Source organism: Streptomyces sp. NPDC004610 (assembly GCF_040609715.1).
In the GTDB taxonomy this organism is placed as follows: domain Bacteria; phylum Actinomycetota; class Actinomycetes; order Streptomycetales; family Streptomycetaceae; genus Streptomyces.
The window spans coordinates 18,519-35,692 of record NZ_JBEXLA010000052.1 but is presented as its reverse complement, the minus strand read 5'-3'; the positions used below and the strand labels follow the sequence as shown (position 1 = coordinate 35,692).

General features: G+C 68.7%; 11 protein-coding genes and 1 pseudogene. 1 reads left to right on the top strand and 11 read right to left on the bottom strand.

Annotated elements, in window-relative coordinates:
• Positions 1–72: 72 nt before the first annotated feature.
• The 6 genes from ABZX40_RS38005 to ABZX40_RS37980 all read right to left on the bottom strand — a co-directional run bounded on the left by ABZX40_RS38005 (position 73) and on the right by ABZX40_RS37980 (position 7,604).
• Positions 73–1,341: a hypothetical protein gene (locus ABZX40_RS38005; protein ID WP_355749520.1), complete on the bottom strand. Its 1,269-nt coding sequence runs from the start codon at positions 1,339–1,341 to the stop codon at positions 73–75.
• Between the two features lie 66 nt (positions 1,342–1,407).
• Positions 1,408–1,869, bottom strand: coding sequence for a hypothetical protein (locus ABZX40_RS38000; RefSeq protein ID WP_355749523.1), 462 nt, complete (start codon positions 1,867–1,869; stop codon positions 1,408–1,410).
• The gene (locus ABZX40_RS37995; protein WP_355749526.1) at positions 1,866–4,025 is read right to left on the bottom strand and encodes an integrase; all 2,160 of its coding nucleotides are present in this window, start codon (positions 4,023–4,025) and stop codon (positions 1,866–1,868) included. The genes ABZX40_RS38000 and ABZX40_RS37995 overlap by 4 nt, the downstream gene beginning before the upstream one ends.
• Positions 4,022–5,959: a hypothetical protein gene (locus ABZX40_RS37990; protein ID WP_355749529.1), complete on the bottom strand. Its 1,938-nt coding sequence runs from the start codon at positions 5,957–5,959 to the stop codon at positions 4,022–4,024. The genes ABZX40_RS37995 and ABZX40_RS37990 overlap by 4 nt, the downstream gene beginning before the upstream one ends.
• Positions 5,943–7,376: a hypothetical protein gene (locus ABZX40_RS37985; RefSeq protein ID WP_355749531.1), complete on the bottom strand. Its 1,434-nt coding sequence runs from the start codon at positions 7,374–7,376 to the stop codon at positions 5,943–5,945. The genes ABZX40_RS37990 and ABZX40_RS37985 overlap by 17 nt, the downstream gene beginning before the upstream one ends.
• 99 nt (positions 7,377–7,475) lie before the next feature.
• Entirely contained in the window at positions 7,476–7,604 is a 129-nt protein-coding gene (locus tag ABZX40_RS37980; protein ID WP_355749533.1) for a hypothetical protein, read from the bottom strand.
• A 296-nt stretch (positions 7,605–7,900) separates the two neighbouring features.
• Between ABZX40_RS37980 and ABZX40_RS37975 the strand changes: the two genes are divergently transcribed.
• On the top strand, positions 7,901–9,553 hold the full coding sequence (locus ABZX40_RS37975) for a hypothetical protein (protein WP_355749536.1): 1,653 nt from the start codon (positions 7,901–7,903) through the stop codon (positions 9,551–9,553).
• 448 nt (positions 9,554–10,001) lie between these two features.
• Here the strand turns inward: ABZX40_RS37975 and ABZX40_RS37970 are convergent, their stop codons facing one another.
• The 5 genes and pseudogenes from ABZX40_RS37970 to ABZX40_RS37950 form a co-directional block, all read right to left on the bottom strand.
• The gene (locus ABZX40_RS37970; protein WP_355749539.1) at positions 10,002–10,934 is read right to left on the bottom strand and encodes a hypothetical protein; all 933 of its coding nucleotides are present in this window, start codon (positions 10,932–10,934) and stop codon (positions 10,002–10,004) included.
• Between the two features lie 474 nt (positions 10,935–11,408).
• A complete protein-coding gene (locus ABZX40_RS37965) occupies positions 11,409–12,056 on the bottom strand; it encodes a hypothetical protein (protein ID WP_355749542.1) in 648 nt (215 codons plus the stop codon).
• Complete coding sequence (locus tag ABZX40_RS37960) at positions 12,053–12,520, bottom strand: hypothetical protein (protein WP_355749544.1); 468 nt, start codon at positions 12,518–12,520, stop codon at positions 12,053–12,055. The genes ABZX40_RS37965 and ABZX40_RS37960 overlap by 4 nt, the downstream gene beginning before the upstream one ends.
• A gap of 636 nt (positions 12,521–13,156) precedes the next feature.
• Positions 13,157–13,411, bottom strand: a complete 255-nt coding sequence (locus ABZX40_RS37955; RefSeq protein ID WP_356009213.1) for a WD40 repeat domain-containing protein — start codon at positions 13,409–13,411, stop codon at positions 13,157–13,159.
• A 47-nt stretch (positions 13,412–13,458) separates the two neighbouring features.
• Positions 13,459–16,890, bottom strand: a pseudogene (locus tag ABZX40_RS37950) (hypothetical protein); the annotation flags it as partial.
• Positions 16,891–17,174: the final 284 nt, after the last annotated feature.

The window sequence follows — 17,174 nt, the reverse complement described above, 5'->3', positions numbered from 1 at the left end:
TTTGACCTTCCCTGATGCCGTGCGAGTCGTGGCCTGGGTTTGCAGTTCCGTGAGAGGCGACCGAGACAGGGTTCAGAGCCCGCGCTTCTGCATGTCGTCCCACTTCCGCCTGATGGGCGTGAGCGTGTTCGCCCCCGTCGGAATCGTGACGTCTACTGGTTCTCCGCAGCTCGCTTCGCCGTTGAGGCCACGCTCGATCATGGAGAGCAGTTCCGCTTGCCGGCCGTCCCTCGTCGCGGCATAGACCGTGATCCCTTCCATTCGGTCGAGACGGTCCCGGGCCGGGAAGAAGATGGTCTTCAGCTCCTTCTCCTTCTCTGTGGGGATCGCGAGCCAGCTCTCGGAAATGATCACGATCCCGTCGGCTCGCGTGGATTCCACCAGGTCAGCGAGGCCTTCGAATGAAAGCATCTTGGTGTCCTGATCGTTGAATCGCAGTTCCTGGGTCGCGACCACCCTTTCCCCGTTATAGAGGAAGGCGAACATGCCGTGATGACCGTCTTTCTCAGTCAGCTTCCGAGCTATCGCCATAAACCCGGGGACATTTTCGATGGGGCCGGCCGTGGGGAACTTGAGTTCCCCGTATCGCTCTCCGGCGGCTTCCAGAGTCGCAGTGTCCGGATCGAAAGACTCGAACTCTTCCTCGACGACGCCGCCCGACATGGTGAAGTGGGCCTGTAGTTCCGACTGGGCCAGGTGCATGCAGGGCAAGCGCATCAGAGTGCCGTGAAGCGCCGACGTGACGCATTCGACAGGCCGGTCCGCGAGGTCGCACCTATCGACACCGAACGCCTCGTGGGCCCTCCACAAAATCTGACTGAGCCAAGAATATGCTTCAGCGGTGGCGGCCAGGAGTTCCCACGAAGGGAGCGCCTTGTCGACCCACTTCCGCCGGACCGTGATCAAGCCGACGGGCGGGGTGTTGGAGTGACGCAGTGCGTGAATGATCTCAGGTGTGGACATCCGGGGCGGAAATGTAGCGGTTCCCTCGACACGCTGAAGCCAGTTCCGGGTCCAGATCACCTGGCAGCCGCTCAAGAGCTCCAGGTCTGATTCCTTCGTGATCCGGTTGCGGGATTTAACGACCCACCCCATGATCTCGCTTTTCTTGCAAGCCTCCTGGAACTCCGGATACCAGGTGGCGAAATCAGGGATCACGGCTTTCTGCTTCTGAAGCAGCCAGGTGACGTTTCTGAGGTTTGGAACCAGGGAATTCAGGTTGAGCCTGAATCCGTCCGGATCAAGGTAGGAGTCGTGCAGCATGTGCCACTGGGTGTGGCAGTCCATCAGTCGTCTGTGAGCGTCAGCCACTGGGCAGGGCTGAACGGCATCCGAAGTCATGGAGCAGATTGTAGGCCCGGATTTCCGGCGTGACGGAATGCTTTTCGCGGCGAGGGTTTCAGATGATCAGCGCTGTCCGGTGGCCTCGGGGCGAGTGGAGGCCCGGTGTCCGTGGAGGGCGACAACTGCTCCCTGGCCAGCGAGTTGGTCCCGTAGGGCGGCGTTGTCGTGGTGGAGGGCGGCAATGACAGTGGCGGAGGCATCGAGGCGGCCTTGGAGTTGGGTCCGCTCGCGTTTGAGGGTCCTCACCTCGACACGTAGTTCCTGGAGTTCGTCATCGCGTCGGGCTTCGCCGGGGGTGCGGGCGTCGGTGGCAGCCGTGCGCCGGTCCCATTCGGCGAGGATGCGGTGGGCCCGGTTCATCGTGGCCCGGCTGACACCGGCTTCGCGGTAGAGATTCTCCTTGACCAGCCGTCCATCGGTGCAGGTGGGGCGGCCTGCGAGGAGTCGTTCCATGGCAGCTCGCAGGGCCTTCACGGTCTCGGTGGAGACCTGGTCCGTGAGCGTCTCGGTGGTGGGCTGGGTCATTTCTCGGCCCTTCGGATCACTGAGCGGACGTCGTCGAGCTGTTGGATCAGCTGGTCCCGGCGGCAAGGGGCGATCTTGGGTGTCTCCAGCAGAGTTAGGAGGCTGTGTTCCTCGCTCTTCCAGATTTTGAGGTGGTCGGGGGTGATGACGCTGTTGGGGCAGCGGCCGGGCTGGCAGCGGTCGATCAGCGGGCCGGTGTGGCCGGCAGGGACTACGGCTTCTTCGAGGCACTTCGCGCCGTCGGGGTGGTTGTGGTCGAGGGTGCAGTGATTGAGCTTGCCGAAACGGAGCGTGACGCGTGTCTTGTGCAGCAGGTCGTATTCGGTCCGTTTGTCGCCGGTCTTGGCGGTGCGGGTGGCTGCGAGAGCGGCCTTCTTGACGCTGTCGAAGGTGTGGGTGAGTTTGTCGGCGCCGGGGCCGTAGCCGATCACGGCGCCTGCGTGGTGCTGGTCGTAGAGGTCTCGAAGGCGCATGAAGCGGGCGTCCTCAATGGCGGTGTCCAGCAGGCGGGCCCAGTTCGCGTCGGAGGCCCCATAGCCCTGGGTGGATCGGTTGGCCAGGGCCCTGGTGGCCGCGTGCTTGAGCTGGAGTCCCAGGGCGATCTCGGCGCCGGGCTCGGTGGCCACCAGCATGGACATGGTCTTGCGGAACATGTGCGGGGCGACCCTGTCCGCCGGGATCTGCTCCAGGCCGGTGCGGTCGGCGGTGTCGTTGACGTGCTCGATGAACTTCTCGATCAGCTTGCGGCTGATGCTGTGCTCGTAGCTGTTGCCGCGAGTCGTACTGCCCGGTAGGCCGGGGTCGGCGAAGACGAGTTCGGGGTGGGCGGACAGTTCCTCGGCGACGAGGATCGCGCGGGCGACCGGCTCGATGACCCACCAGTGCTCCAAGGGGCGGCCGGGGTCCTGCTTGCGTTTGCGGGAGATGACGGCCGGCGCCCCGTAGAACTCGGCGATGACACTGCCGCGTACGACTTCGCGGATCTCGCTGTCGCGCATCATCGACAGCGCGGCGACGAAGATGTAGCAGGCGGCTCGCAGGGCTCGGCATTCGTGTCCCAGGGCCCAGGGGTCAATGCCGGGATGCCAGGGTCCCCGGCTGCCGTCGGGGCGGTCCACTTCGGCGATGTGCTCGATGAGGCTGCCAGGACGCCCCCGCCCGGCAGCGAGTGCTTGCCCGACGATCTCCCGTGCTCTGCCAATCCGGCTCCCGGCGCGGGCCCTGATGGAGAACGCGTTTCCGCGGCTGCGGCCCATGAGCTCGGCCAGCAGGTTCCAGTTCGTCTCACCGGCCTGTCCTGACCCGCCGTGATGAAGCGGGATGGCGTGGTGGGCGACGGCCAGCCATCGGCTCACGTGGTCGGGCAGCGACTCCAGCGGGCCGATCGGTCGTGAGGACAGCCGCAGATGGGTGTCGCGGGCACCGATGATGTCCGCGGAGAAGACATCGATGTAGGTCCAAGCCGCTTTGATCAGCGGGAACCAGACCTCGGGCCGGATGTTGGGGGTGGAGACCACGTCGGATCTGGGGTCCTTGGCCACTGCGCGGGCCGAGCGTCCCGGCCAGGGGTCGGCCGCCAGGCCGCCGCCGGTCAGCGCCGGAGCAAGCTCGTGCAGCAGCCGGATCGAGCCGACGTAGTTGCGGACCATCGCTGTCGAATGGGTCTCGGACTTCTCCGCGGCGAACCGGTGCATGTCGCTGCTGCTCCAAGCGGCGGGATGCAAACCCAGGCCCGCTTCGCGGGCCCACTCGATCAGAACCCGCAGCCCGGAGAGCGCCCCGTTCACCGTGCCCGGCTGGTAGGGGTCCCGGTCGAGGTCGGCCCCGATCTTGACGAGGGCCGGGTGCTGCGGATTGAGCACGGCCATGCTGATCTCACGGGCCCGCAGATTCCACTCCCGGGGGAAGCTGTCGAACACCGCGACCCAGCCCGAGCGAGCGACGTTCGCGGGACGCCGTTGAGCCTCGAACGGCCACCGGTCCGTGCAGCCGAAGGACGGGATCTCGACGCCCGGCAACAGCGGCCGGCCCTGGAGGACCGGCTCGTCCTGGTCGAAGACATCCGACAGGCCGAGCGGGGCGGTGAGATATCCGTGCAGGGACGATGGTGCCGAATCGCGTACGGCCTCGTGGCCGACGTCTGCAGGTGAGGTCATGAGTCGAACTCCACGGACGAGGACAGGGGAAGCTGCAGCCGCAGGCCCTGGTCGGTGATCTGCTGGCGGGCCCGCTCCAGGTCGGCGGGCAGCACGTCGGCCAGGACCGCTTTCAGGTTCGTGCGGCTCTGCCCCCATGCTCGATTGAAGACGCGGGGGTCTAGCCGGGCCGCCAGAGACTCCACGTGCTCGGCGAACAACAGGAGTTGGGGCAGATTGGAGGGCAGGATGAACGCGTTCGTGCACTCCAGGCAGCGAAGCGGGGCGACCGCGCAGAGCTCGCCGGCCGGGCTGTAGGGCGACTGGTAGGGGTCGCGGCAGCTGCTGACGCCCATGTCGAGTTCGCCCTGGACGATGTCCTCGGCCTGCTTCGCGTCCAGCCCGAGCGTGTCGCGGACCTCCGGATCGCCGAGCTGGCCGGCGGCCTGCTCGTCCAGCACCACCGGCCCGGCAAGCGCCCGCTGAAGCCAGTCGGTTTGCGCCCGAGTGATGGTGTGCCCGGCCATCGTCCTCAGGGTCGTGCCATGCGCGTAGTGGCCCCAGAAAACCTGCTCGGTGTGGTCGTCGGCGGCATCGCTGACCAGACCGCGAAACGCGATGGTCTTCTCAACTTTGGTCGACTTCCGCAGCCGCCGGATGTCCATCTTCCCGGCGACCGTGACTCCGGTCCGTTCCACCCATTCGGCCAGGTCGCCGCCGCGGCCGACCGGCTCGAAGGGCCGGAAGGACAGTTCGCCGCGCTGGTGGGAGTTGTCGGTGGCGGGGACGACATTGGCCCGCATGAACAGGTAGGGCTTCACGGCGGTGCTGCGGCGCCGGGAACCAGCGGTGACCTCGATCAAGGTCCGCAGGATCTCGGCCGTGCTGAGCCCGGCCCGGTCCGGGTGCATGACCCGGCTCTCCTCGCCCATCTCCTTGAACTCCCGGTAGCGGATTTTGTGGGCGCGTCGCTTCACCAGCCGCAGCCGTACTCCTCCGGGAACGAACTCCACGTCGTCCTCGGTGAGGTAGGCGACCTCCTCGGGAGCGTGGCCGGTCGCGGCGATCAGCAGCACCCGGAACGACTGCAGGTCGATGTTGCGCGGATAAAGCAGGGAGGCGATCGCGATCGTCAGCAGGTAGCGGCCCGTGTTCGGGTTGAACCGCACTCCGGCGAAGTCGAAGACATCTTTCAACTCCGGCTGCCAGGCATGGTGGCTGGGCAGAGCCCTCCAGATCTCCAGCGGGGTGACCAGGCCGTTCGCCAGGCCGAAGGCGAGGTTCGCCAGGCTGTTCCAGCCCGCCGTGCGCGGGTCGGCGCCCGCCGCCACCAGTTCCCGGCCCCGCTCAAGCCGCTGCTTCAGCCCGCGGATGTCCGCCCAGGCGCCCCTGACCAGCTCGCGCTTCTCCGCCCGTGTGAACTCCTCCAGCTGCCGGTGCGTGCGCGGAACGCTCGCCGGGATCGCGGTCGTCAGCACCCGCTGGACGGCCGGCGCCAGCACCCGCTCGGGATGCTGGCCGCGAAAGCGGATCAGGGACAACACGTCCGCGGCCAGGAAGTAGGGCCTGGTCGAGCCCTCCTCGAACTGTTCAGGCAGGGCCCTGATCCACTCCCGGATGTAGTAGCTGACGTCAGGCTCCGAGTGGGCCAGCGAACAGTCCGCCGCCTCCGTCCCGGCCTCGCGGTCCACGAACGAGCACAGGTCGAGCAGTCCCTGCCTGTAGGTGAAGACCCCGGTCGGATGCGGCCGCTTCAACTCGACGTAGTCGGCCAGCTCGGCCGCGAGTTCGTCCGCCAGGTGGCGGCAGGCGAATCCCGTCGTGTCCACCTTCACCCTGGCCCTGCGGCCGGTCGCGGTGAACGCCTGCAGCTCCCATAGACCACCGAGCCGTTGGGGACGCTCCTCCTCGGCGGGCTCGGTGAAGTCCCGTGTGCGCTCACCCCTCCTGGGCATTGCGTTCCCTCTCCAGCAGCCAGACTGCGATGTCCGCATAGGAGGCCCCGTCGCTGTCCGACCAAGCGCGAAATGCCTGGTCGACGTAGGTCATCGGGTCCTCCAGGTAGGCCAGGTACTCGTAGGTGGTGCGAGGGCTCGCATGTCCCAAAGCGCGCTGGACGACCAGCAGCGGGTTCATCGAGATGTGCTCGGCCAACGTCACCAGCGGCCGCGGGTCGGCCCGCCGCAGTTCCGCCTCGATCAACATCTGGGTGAGGTGCTTGAGCAGCCGCAGGGCGAACGTGTGCCGCAGGTCGTGGAAGCGCCAGGGCCTGCGCGGCAGCACCGGCGTCGGCCCCCGCTGGGCGAAGGCGGACATCCTCTCCCAGGCGTGGCGCCGGATCCGGTCCCAGGACGAGGGCCCCAGCATCAGCCCGCCCTGTCCGAGGAAGACCGCCATCGCCTCCAGGCCGCCGGCGCACTCGCGGACCGTGATCCGCCGCAGCTCGGCGGGCATCCTGGCCATGGCGAACGTCCGGCGCCGCCCTTTCAACACCCCCGAGAGGCGGCCGAAGTCATCGATGTCGTCGACCACGAACAGCTCGCGGTGTCGGCTGGCGAGCCGGGCCGCCGCCCGCTCCACGATCTCCGCCCGCTCCAGCAACTGGTAGGTGTCCACCAGGTCCAGCGGCGCGGGCGGGACGTAGACCTTCCGGCGCCGCCCGCCCTTCGCACATGCCTGCAACCCGAACTCCGCCGGCCCTTCGGGCCGGCGGTCCAGCTCCGGCAGCAGCACCGTCGACCACTCCCGCTTGCGCATCCCGGTCATCAACGCGAGCTCGGCTCCCGCCCGGTTGCGGTGCGGAAACCCGCCCCGAAAAGCGACGTCGACCTCGCCGTCGGGGCACTGCCCGCCCAGCCCGACGTCGCGGAAGAACAGGTACTGATCGAGCGCGAGATGCCGCACCTGCATACCGTGCGACATCCCCGAGCCGTAAGCCTTCGGCATCCGCAACGGTCCGCTGGAGCGGTGCCCGGCCTCGGTCAGCCAGGCGAACAGCCCGTTGACTGTCGACGCCTCCCGGTCCCACGTCACCGGGTCGATCGGTACCGCCTGGACGTCCAAGCGCTGGCGCCGGTAGGCAAGCAGATCGACCTCGCCCGCAGCGAGCAAGTCCGTCTGCCGCGAGGTGAGGTACTCGGCCAGCCGCAACACCACGTACGCGTACGACCGCATCGTCCCGGCGACCCGGCCCAAGTAGGCGAGGTGACGGAACCACGACGACAGCGGCTCGACCGGCCGCATGTCCGGCCCCAGCACGATCGGCGTCCCGTCCGGGATCACCTGCCGGTCCAACAGGGCCACCGCTGTACCACCGGCGAGCCCATCCCCGTACCGCTCCACCAGCGGCCGTCTCACGAAGAACAGGTCCAACTTCCCCTCCTCTGGAACACCAACCCAGAACAGAGAAGAGCAGGACAGACCGGACACTCTAGAGCTAGTTGACCAAACCACTCGTTGCAGTGAGACAGATCAGAACTGTGGAGAGAACACCTGGCGCAGCGTGACGCCGCCCTCGTAGCTCTCCACGATCTCCCGGGCCCGATCCACGACGACCGGCCACCGGATCCGCTCCGACGCCATACCGGTACATGTACCCATCGCGCCGCCGTAGGCGCAGGAAGCGCGTCAGCCGACGGTCGGTGCAGCCGTCTCCGGTGCGAGCGTGGCGTCCAGGTGGTCCAGCCGTTCGTAGAGGGCGCGGACCAGGCGGGCGCGGTTCTGGACACAACACAAGGATCTGGATCGACGACCTTGGAGGTCGCCAGCTGATCACAGCCTCACACAGCCCCCAGCGAGGCCGTCGGCCCGGCCCCTGCCGAGGCTGGCGCCGGGCAAGACAGCAGCTTCCCGGCCGAAAAGAACTTATTGTCAGAGGGAGTTCGTAGGGTGGACGTGTGGTGAAGGTTCCCTGGGAGAAGCTGGCCGAGAGCCCGAAGGTGTCCGAGTCGCTCGTCACCTTGTTGATGCTGCGCCTGCGTCAGAAGGCGCATGCGGTCGACGGCAGCGGCGGGGACGGCGGGCGTGACCTATTCGAGTACACCGACAGCGGTGAACTCGTCGTCTACGAGGCGAAGTCGTTCACCGGGCGGATGCCCCCAGGTCGCAGGCGGCAGGTGGAGCGCTCGCTGGTGTCGGGAGCCCGTCACCAGCCCGATCACTGGGATCTGCTCGTACCCATCGACCCCAATCCTGCCGAGCAGCGATGGTTCGACGGTCTGCGCGCACAGTTCCCGTTCGTCCGGGAGTGGCTGGGGCGCAGCTGGCTGGACGAGAAGTTCGCGGCCCATCCTGATCTGGTGCGCTACGCGCTGCAGCAGTCCGGCGACTACATCCTGGAACGGATCGCTGAGGCCCGCGCCGAACGCGACATGCTGCTGGGCGGGCTGCCCGACTACCTCGAGCGGGCTCACGCGCTACATGCGCGGGTCCAGGAGATCTCCCATCACCACGCGGTGCAGACCACGCTGGGCGCTGACGGGCAGACGATCGTGCAGCTGACGCCGAAGGGGCCCGACCTCGACGGGCAGGCGGCAATCCGCGTCATCGGCCGTATCCGCTTCGCCGCCGGTGACCCGCAGGAGACCGAGCGGCGGGCGCGATATGAGGAGACCCTGCGCTTCGGCGGCGAGGTAGAGCTGACGGCGGACAACCTCGCCGAAGCCAGCCTGTCTGGGCCCGCCGGGCTCGCACTCGAACGGGGCAGGCTCGGCGGGCTGCGCATCACCTCGCCTCGGCAGGAGGTGACGCCGCCGCTACGCGGACAGGTTGCGGTCCAGCAGTTCTCCGGCGTACCAGTAACCTCCCTTCCCGTGGCCTTCACGCACCGGGTCCTGGGCATGGACGGCGGCACCCTCCATGGCAGCGATCCGACCGGTGTGATGCGTGTACGTCTGCGCTTCAGCCATCGCGATCCCTCCGCACAGCTGAAGTTCTCCTTCGAGCCGCCCGAAGCCGCGATGCCGACGGCCATGGTGCCGCTGCTGCGGCTGATCGCCGCTAGCGTCCCTGGCCGCGTCATGACGTTCGTCTTCGCCGGAGGTTCCACCGGCCAGATGCGCGCGCCGATCACCCCCGGCATGACACCGCAGGGCTGGAAGGCGGGCGAAGCCCAGAGATGGGCCGATGCCTTCACCGATCTCGCGCGGCTGCAGAGCACGACCGGACACTTCTTCCCCGTCCCCGACGACTTCACCTGGCGGGACGTGCGCGAAGTCAGGGAAGCCCTCGCGCTGCTCGACGGGGAGAAGATCGTGATGCGGGGCGAGACCATGTCCGCAGACGTGATCAGCGCCGAGGGCCTCAACCAGCTCACCGACACCTGCGGCGGGACGTTCCGTCTCACCGCCGGATACGAATCCATGATCTTCACTTTCGGCGAGCACCAGATCGACCTCGGGCCCTGCACCGAGACCTACACCATGAACAAGATCCTGAACATGAGTGAGGCACAGCGCGCACTCGCCGAACACGGGCACGCAACCGTGGTCATGCGCCTGGCCGAACACAGCCCGCCCGTGCGCTACCTGGGGCCCGAACGGCCGGAGTAGGCACAGGCAACACCACACTCGCCGCAGGTGCGCACAGGTCCATCGGGCGCGCCGGGCCGGGCGCGGTCCCCTGGTGCTCTGTGGCGGCCGGGCAGGTTCTGTGAAGCGGGCCCAGCTGTGTGTAGAGGGCCCGTACGATGCGGCCGCGGTTCTAGGCGCAGCGGACGGTGCCTTCGAGCGGGGCGGACATGCGACCGTCGGCGTGACGGAGGCCGACTTCAGCGAGGGCGCCGCGACCGTCGCCCTTGGGTAGTACGGCGGCGTGCCTGCGTACGTCGGCGGTCACCGCACAGGCGGTCCCGGTGAATGGGGAGCTATCGGCTCGTCGTGGAACCGCCATCGGACCCGCTCCCTCCACCCGCTGGTGCTGGAGTGGGTGGCGGCATCGTGATGAAACGGGACAGGCCAGGCCTAGGGAAGCTTCTGGGGCCCGCGTGGGATCGGGATGTCAGGCTGGGGGAAGGCCCGGTAGGACAGTCCCCGTGTACGCGGCGAGGACGCTTCCCAGCGCGCCGCTGACGACAGGCGAGTTGAGGATGGCGATGACGTTGGCACCCCAGCGCTGGAGCTTTCCGGGGTCGGGAGAGCCACTGGCGGCCTCGTTCTCGATACGCGTGGCGAGGTCGGTGAACTCGTTGACGTCGTCTTCCGGCAGTTCCAGGATGGGTGCGGCCTGGCGCAGGGCGCGGGCGAGCATGACGACCGCCGCAAGGTCGATCCCGTCCTTGTTGCTCGTGGCGTTCATGGTGAAGTCGCGGCTGTTGGCGGCGATGTTTCCGGTGTTCTCGCCGATGTGGAAGGTGATGTTGTCGCCGGGTTTCGGCTGGCTGATGTGGTCTTGCACGCTTCCTCCTGCCAGAGCGCAGCTGACGCCCCGGGGTGTGATGGCGGCCGTGGTGGGGTCAGTGTCGATGGCTTCGATGAGATCGTGCTCTGTCATGTAGGCGAGCGCTTGGTGAAGTTCTGTGCCGGTGATCTCGGCTCCGGCGAAGTACGAGCCGGGCGTTGCGAGGAACAGGGTCGGGTTGATGGGCGTCTGATCGCCGGCGGTGTCGTAGAGCCATCGCAGGAAGGCGTCCATCGTGTGGCGCAGCCTGGCGGCTCGGTCCTTTTGAAGTTTCTTCAGCTGCTGTACGGCGACGACGCCTTGGTCGGCGAGGTGGACGTCGGTGGCTCCGGTCATGCTGCGGGCGATTCTCACCAGGCCGTACTGCTCAAGTTGGAGAGCAAGGACGGTGGGATCCTCGTCTTCGAGCTGGCGTTCTTCGACGAACCGGGTCACGTCGACGAATTCGGCCGGGCGCTGTTGGTGGTGGGCGTCCACCCACATCAGCAGTTGTTCCAGGTAGGCGCTGCTCTCGATCGCCCCGGTGTAGGTCAACACGCCTCCATGTGTGCCGCTTTCGGATTGGGTCAGCACCCGAGAGGTTGCGCCGCGCGGCCTGCTCCAGGCTCCGTTTCAAACCCCCGGCGTGTACGTTCGAGAACTTGCCGAAGTCGTGGGATCTGATGCGACGGGCCGCGTTGCGCACCTGTCTCAGGTGTCTCACATCAAGCGTACGGAGAGGGTCTGACAGTGAGCCGCGCTTGTACGTCGCACATTGGGACGCCCTCGCGTGAGGTCCGGCTTCCCGTGGTCCGGGCACGCGCTGCTGCGGGGGACCAGGTCCATCCCGCACAGGTGTGATACCGGGCGACAGGAACTGCCCCGGCCCAGGGGCGCCACCCCCGAGGCCCAGACGAAGCGCTGACGGCCGCCGCTCCGTGGGGGAGGCGGCGTTCTTCCTGTCCTCTCCCCTCCGGGTGCGCCAGTCCTCCCGGAACTGTCGGCTGGCCCGGAGGAGCGGGGCCGGTGCTACCAGCCGGTCAGGTCCACGACGTAGTCGCAGTGCGGGTCGCCGGGTGACGGCCGCCGGTACTGCTTCTCCCCCAGCAGGCTCGGGACCGATCCGATCAGCGCCGTGGACGCGTCGGTGAAGCGGATGTCGGCGCCGGCGATGCCCGGACCGTCGGGGCGCTGCACGTACAGGCGCATCCGGGTGGGGTCGAGGATCAGGAAGCCGACGAGGAAGGGGTGTTCGTCGTCGCCGGGCTCGGACAGGGACCGCAGGACGGTCAGCGCGAGACCGGCCTCGGGTTCCGGGTCGGGGGTGATCTCCCCGGGGCGCAGGCGGATCAGGGTCATCCCCATCACCTCACCGACCTCACTGCTGCTGTAGAAGCGGGTGCCGGTCAGGACGGTGCGCAGGATGCCGGGGATGTAGTACGGGGCGACGGTGTCGTGGGGGAACTCGTAGAGGAAGGTGACGGCCTCCCCTTCGCCCCCGTCGCTGCCGTCGCCCTCGGCGAGGACGGCGATGCGGACGGCGCCGGGGGCGGGGAGGACTCCGCGCAGACGCCACCCTTCGGCGAGGGGCCCGTTGAGGTAGTAGAGCAGCAGGCGGGTGACGGACGCCTGCTGCTCACGGTCTTCCGGATCCCTGGGGTCTTCGGGGCCGGTCACTGGTTCATCCACGCGGGGCACTTGTTGTTCGGCTGGTTGCGGCAGAAGGCGTTGACGACACCGATCTTCTGCCTCTCCCCGGCGTCGTGCCTCTTGTCCTTGGTCTTGCGGGTGTACTGGACGATCACCACGAACCTGACCATGCGTCCGTCTTTGACCGCGACCCCGTCGTACTCCAGGCGTCCCTGCCCGTCGTTGCGGTCGGCCTTGTCCTTGAGGGCCCCGTGGAGGATCGCGCACTTCTTGATGTTGTGCCGGTGGGTGAAGTGGTTCCAGCCCAGTGCGGAGTTCCCGTTCCGGGTGACGATCTTTCGTCCGTCCTTGTCGGTGGTCGTGCAGCGGACCCGCTTGTCGAAGGGATCCTGCTGAGCGGGAGCGGGCACGGCCCATGCGGGCGGGGTTGTCCCGGACAGGAGGACGGCGGCGGCCAGAGCGGTGACCGACAGGGGAATGATCTTCCTCACGGCGCGATCATGGCACACCCGGAGCACCGCACACCGCCCATCGGGAACACATCCACCACATAGGGGATACCGCCCCCTGCCGGGGGCAGCGGAGGGAGACTGGCGCAGTCGGCGGGCGGACGCCAGCAGCGCGGGGGCCGGGCTACGGGACGGCGGGAAAGAATCCCTGAGGCGGTCCAAGCGGGTGTAGAGGGCCCGTACGAGACGGATGCAGCGGACGGTGCCCTGCAACTGCGTGGAGCAACCCGCCCGGCTGGCCGGGCTCGGGCTGACGTGGGCGCAGACCCTGGACACGTACGCTGGCGGTGCCTGGCAGCAGGACGGCGGGTGCCCCGGGGATCATCTCCTCGGGGCACCCGCCGCTTCTCGCCACCACCCTCGTCGTCCGTACGCCGACGACCACCAGGAACACGGGCCGTCCGGCACCCTGCGGGCCGGAACAGCGTTCTCCTCCAGGCCTCTGGTGGTCCGGACTGGAGTCAGGGCCCGTTCGTCGTGATCGAGCCTGCTCGCTGCCGGTGTGACGTCAGCCGCAGCACTGAGTACCTGCGGCTGACGTCACACCGAACCTCGCGAACATCCAGCGCCTTGTCCGCTCCCGCGCCACGTGGGCAAGGTCCGCGTGACGGTCCGTCCTCATGGGCACGCGCGGTTGACGGGCTGCCCTGGCAGGTAGGTGGCGCGTTCGTCCCGGGTGAGGTCACGGCCGACGGCTTCGCAGATCCTGCTGATCGCTGCCGCCGGCTCGCGCAGGCGGATGTCCCACAGTCGTGCGGTCCCGTCGGAACTGCCGGTGGCCAGGGTGCGGCCGTCCGGGCTGAACGCCAGCCTCCCACGGTGTCGGTGTGGCCGATGAGCGAGCCCCGGGGCTCGCCGCCCGCCGCGTCCCACAGCCGGACCGAGCCCTCGCCGCCGCCACTGGCCAGGGTCCGGCCGTCGGGACTGTACGCCAGCGACATAACGCTCTCCACGAGACTGCCGATGACCTTCCGCGGCCGACCGCTCGTCATGTCCCACAGCCGTACCGTGCCATCGCCGTCTCCAGTGGCCAGGGTCCGGCCATCAGGGCTGAACGCTACGGACTCCACGTCCGCGGTATGGCCCTTGAGCGTGCGCAGGACGCGGCCGGTCCTCACGTCCCACAAACGCACCAGGTGGTCGGCACCTCCGGTGGCCAGAGTGCGACCGTCCGGACTGAAGGCGACCGACAGCGCGCCCTCCTCTTCGTCGGCGAGCGTGCGGATGAGCCGGCCGCTCTCCACGTCCCACAACTTCGTGGCGCCGTACAAGGTCCCGGCGGCCAGCGTCCCGCCGTCTGGGCTGAACGCGAGCGACCGCAGTTCGCCTGCGCCGTCCAGCTGATGGCGCAGACTCCCCGTGTCCGGATCCCACAGATAGACCGGCCCGGCGACGTCCCCCGTGGCCAGGGTGCGACCATCGGGACTGAACGCGAGTGACGGCACAGCGTTGTAGCCCCGGGGAGTGAAGGGGCGCGGAGTGTTGCCATTCTCCAGGTCCCACAGCGTCGCGTGCCGGATGCTGTCGTTCTCGCTTCCGCTGCCCGTGGCAAGGGTGCGGCCCTCAGGGTCGAACGCCACCGTCAATATCGGCCCGGGCTCCCTGGCCAGGACGTCCGTGGTACGGCCCGCCGTCACATCCCACAGCCTCAGCGGCCCCGGATTCATACCGGTGGCCAGAGTACGGCCGTCCGGACTGAACGCCAGCGACGTCACCGGTCCGCCGGGGCCAGGGGAGAAGTCCTCCCGCACCCGGTCCGCCTCCAGATCCCATAACCGTACATACGTATCATTTGCGTCGGTGGAGAAGATGCCTCTGCCGGTGGAAGGGGTACCACCGCCGGTGGCGAGAGTGCCGCCGTCCGGACTGAACGCCAGCGCGTTCACCCGGCCCGGCCCGGGGATGGTGTCCCGGAGCTCGCCGGTACGCGCGTCCCACAACTGCACGGTTCCTTCGTCCCCGCCGGTTGCGAGTGTGCGGCCGTCCGGACTGAACGCCAGCGCGCGCACCTGTGGGTCAGCCGGGAGGGTCTCGTGCAGGCGGCCGGACCCGATATCCCGCAGTTTCACCCCGCCCTCCCCACCGGTGGCGAGTGTGCGGCCGTCCGGACTGAACGCCGCCACGTGCGCACCTGAGGCAATCGATTGCGTTTCGGAAGCAGCCGGAAGGGTCTCGCGCAGGCCGCCGGACCGGGCGTCCCACAGTGTTACTCCGCGGAGTCTGTCAGTGGTGAATGTGTGGCTATCTGGGCTGAACGCCACCGATCGCACACTCAATTCACCAGGAAAAGTGTTCCGCAGACGGCCAGTCCGGGCATCCCACAGTTTCAACTCCCCAAGGAATCCGCCGGTGACCAGCGTGCGGCCATCCGGACTGAACACCATCGCCGTCAGCCGATAGCTGGGGAGACTGATCGTGTGTCGAGTGCGTCCGGTGTCCGCGTCTGCCAACCGCACCTCATCGGCTGTGGCGATGGCGAATGTGCGGCCGTCCGGACTGAACGCCACCACCGAGACATCGCCGCTGCCATGCCTGGTAAAGGGCTTGAGTTCGTTTCCGGTGCGGGTGTCCCACCGCCGCACCGATCCGGCGGGGCCGCCGACGGCCAGCGTGCGGCCGTCCGGGCTGAACGCCACCGTATGCGTCATGTCGTCGTATCCGGTCAGGCGCTTCCGGGTGGGCAGGGACGCCGCCCAGTGCAGGCTGTCCGCCGCCTCCGGCGTGGGGTGGGCCCGGTAGGCGTGCACCGCGAGCAGCGCGGCGAGGTCGGGGTCTTTGTCGCGCAGTGCTTCGGACTGGACGGCGAGTTGCAGGGACTGGACCGTCCGGCGTGCGGTCTGGGCTTCGTTCTCGCGGTCGACGGCGGTGGAGCGCTGCCAGAAGGCGAGGCCGGCCAGGGATGTGACCACGCAGATGACGGCGAGGGTCTGGCGCAGGCGGCGGCGTTCTCTGCGTATGCCTGTGCGGCTGGTGGTGAGGAAGGTGCGTTCGGCCGGGGTGAGGTCCGCGGCCCGTTCGGGCGGGCCGAACGCCTCGTCGGCCTCGGCGAGGCGTACGCCGCGGTAGAGGGCTCCGGAGTCGCGGCCCAGGCGTTCCCAGCCGGCGGCGGCCTCGGTGAGCTGGCGGTGCAGGCGCAGCCGGTGGCGGTCGGTCTCGATCCAGTCGTGCAGCCGGGGCCAGGCGGTGATGAGTGCTTCGTGGGCGAGGTGGACGGTGTCGTCGTCGAGGGTGGTCAGCCGGGCGCGGGCCAATTCCTCCAGGACCTCGGCGGTGGGGGTGCCGGGTGTGTCGGCGCCGAGTTCGGTGCGGCCGGCGGGGCGGCGGGTGTCGGGTGTGCCCTCGCCGGGGGCGATCAGCCGCAGCAGGGTCCGCCGCACGGCCGTGCGCCGGTCGTCGGGGAGGCGGGTGTAGAGGGCCTCGGCGCTCTGTGCGACGGCGCCGTGCAGGCCGCCCGCCGCCTCGTAGGCGGCCAGGGTCAGCATGCGGCCCTGGCGGCGCCGCCAGGTCTCCAGCAGCACATGGGACAGCAGCGGCAGACCGCCCTCCTCGCCGGCGGTCTCCTCCACCAGGCGTGCGGTCAGGGCGCGTTCGACGGTCAGGCCGGCCGACGCTGCGGGCCGGACGATGGCCTCACGGAGTTCCTCCGGCGTCATCCGCCCCACCAGCAGAGTGGCCGATCCCAGCGCGTCGGTGAGGTCCCGGTGGGCGGCGAGACGCCCGAAGAAATCCGCGCGGACAGCGATGACCACCCGCAGGCGCGCCGCGGGGTCGCGCGCCGTGAGCAGCAGTGCGATGAACTCCGCCCGTTCCCTCGTGTCCTGGCAGAGGGTGAAGGTCTCCTCGAACTGGTCCACGATGACGACCGTGTCGCCGCCCTGCCCGGACGGGGTGAACAGGGGCCGGTGGGTGCGTGCCGGGCTCCGCCCCGGAGTGAGGATCCGCACGGCCGCCGGCCGGAACGGCGCTGGTGTCGGGCCCTCGCCCCGCAGTGCCGGTACCAGACCGGCGCGCAGCAGTGACGACTTGCCGCTGCCGGAGGCCCCGACCAGCACCGCCAGCCGTGCGGTGCCGACCAGGGCGAGCAGGTCGGCGGTCAGCCGGCCGCGGCCGAAGAACCGGCCGTGGTCCTCCGGCTGGAACCGGTTCAGACCGCAGTACGGCGGCCGTGCCCCGTCCTCCGGTACCGGCAGCGCCTGCACGAGGGCCGCCGTCTCCTCCCACCGCCGCCGCCACTCCTCGACGTCACCGCCGCACGCCGCCGCGTAGGCCAGGGCGACCTCCAGCGACGGCAGCCGCTCTCCCCCGGCGGCATCCGCCAGCGTCGTCGACGAGTACGGCGTCACCCGGGCCATCGCCCGGTAGGTGATACCGCCCGCCTGCCGGCGCAGCTCCCGTAACCCGTACGCGAAACCCTGGACCGGACCCTCCTCCGGATCCAGCACACTCTCCCGCCGCCCCATCCGTGATCTCCCCTTCCACCACACCCATCGGGCCGCACGCGCGAGCCCCTGGTCTCCCCTAGCGACGCCTGCGGGCGTCGGCTGATCCGCCGGATTCCGGACAACTCACGGCCGAGAACCGGCACACGACAACGGAGCACTGCACCCCCGGGTTCCCCAGGGGGTGCAGCCTCGGC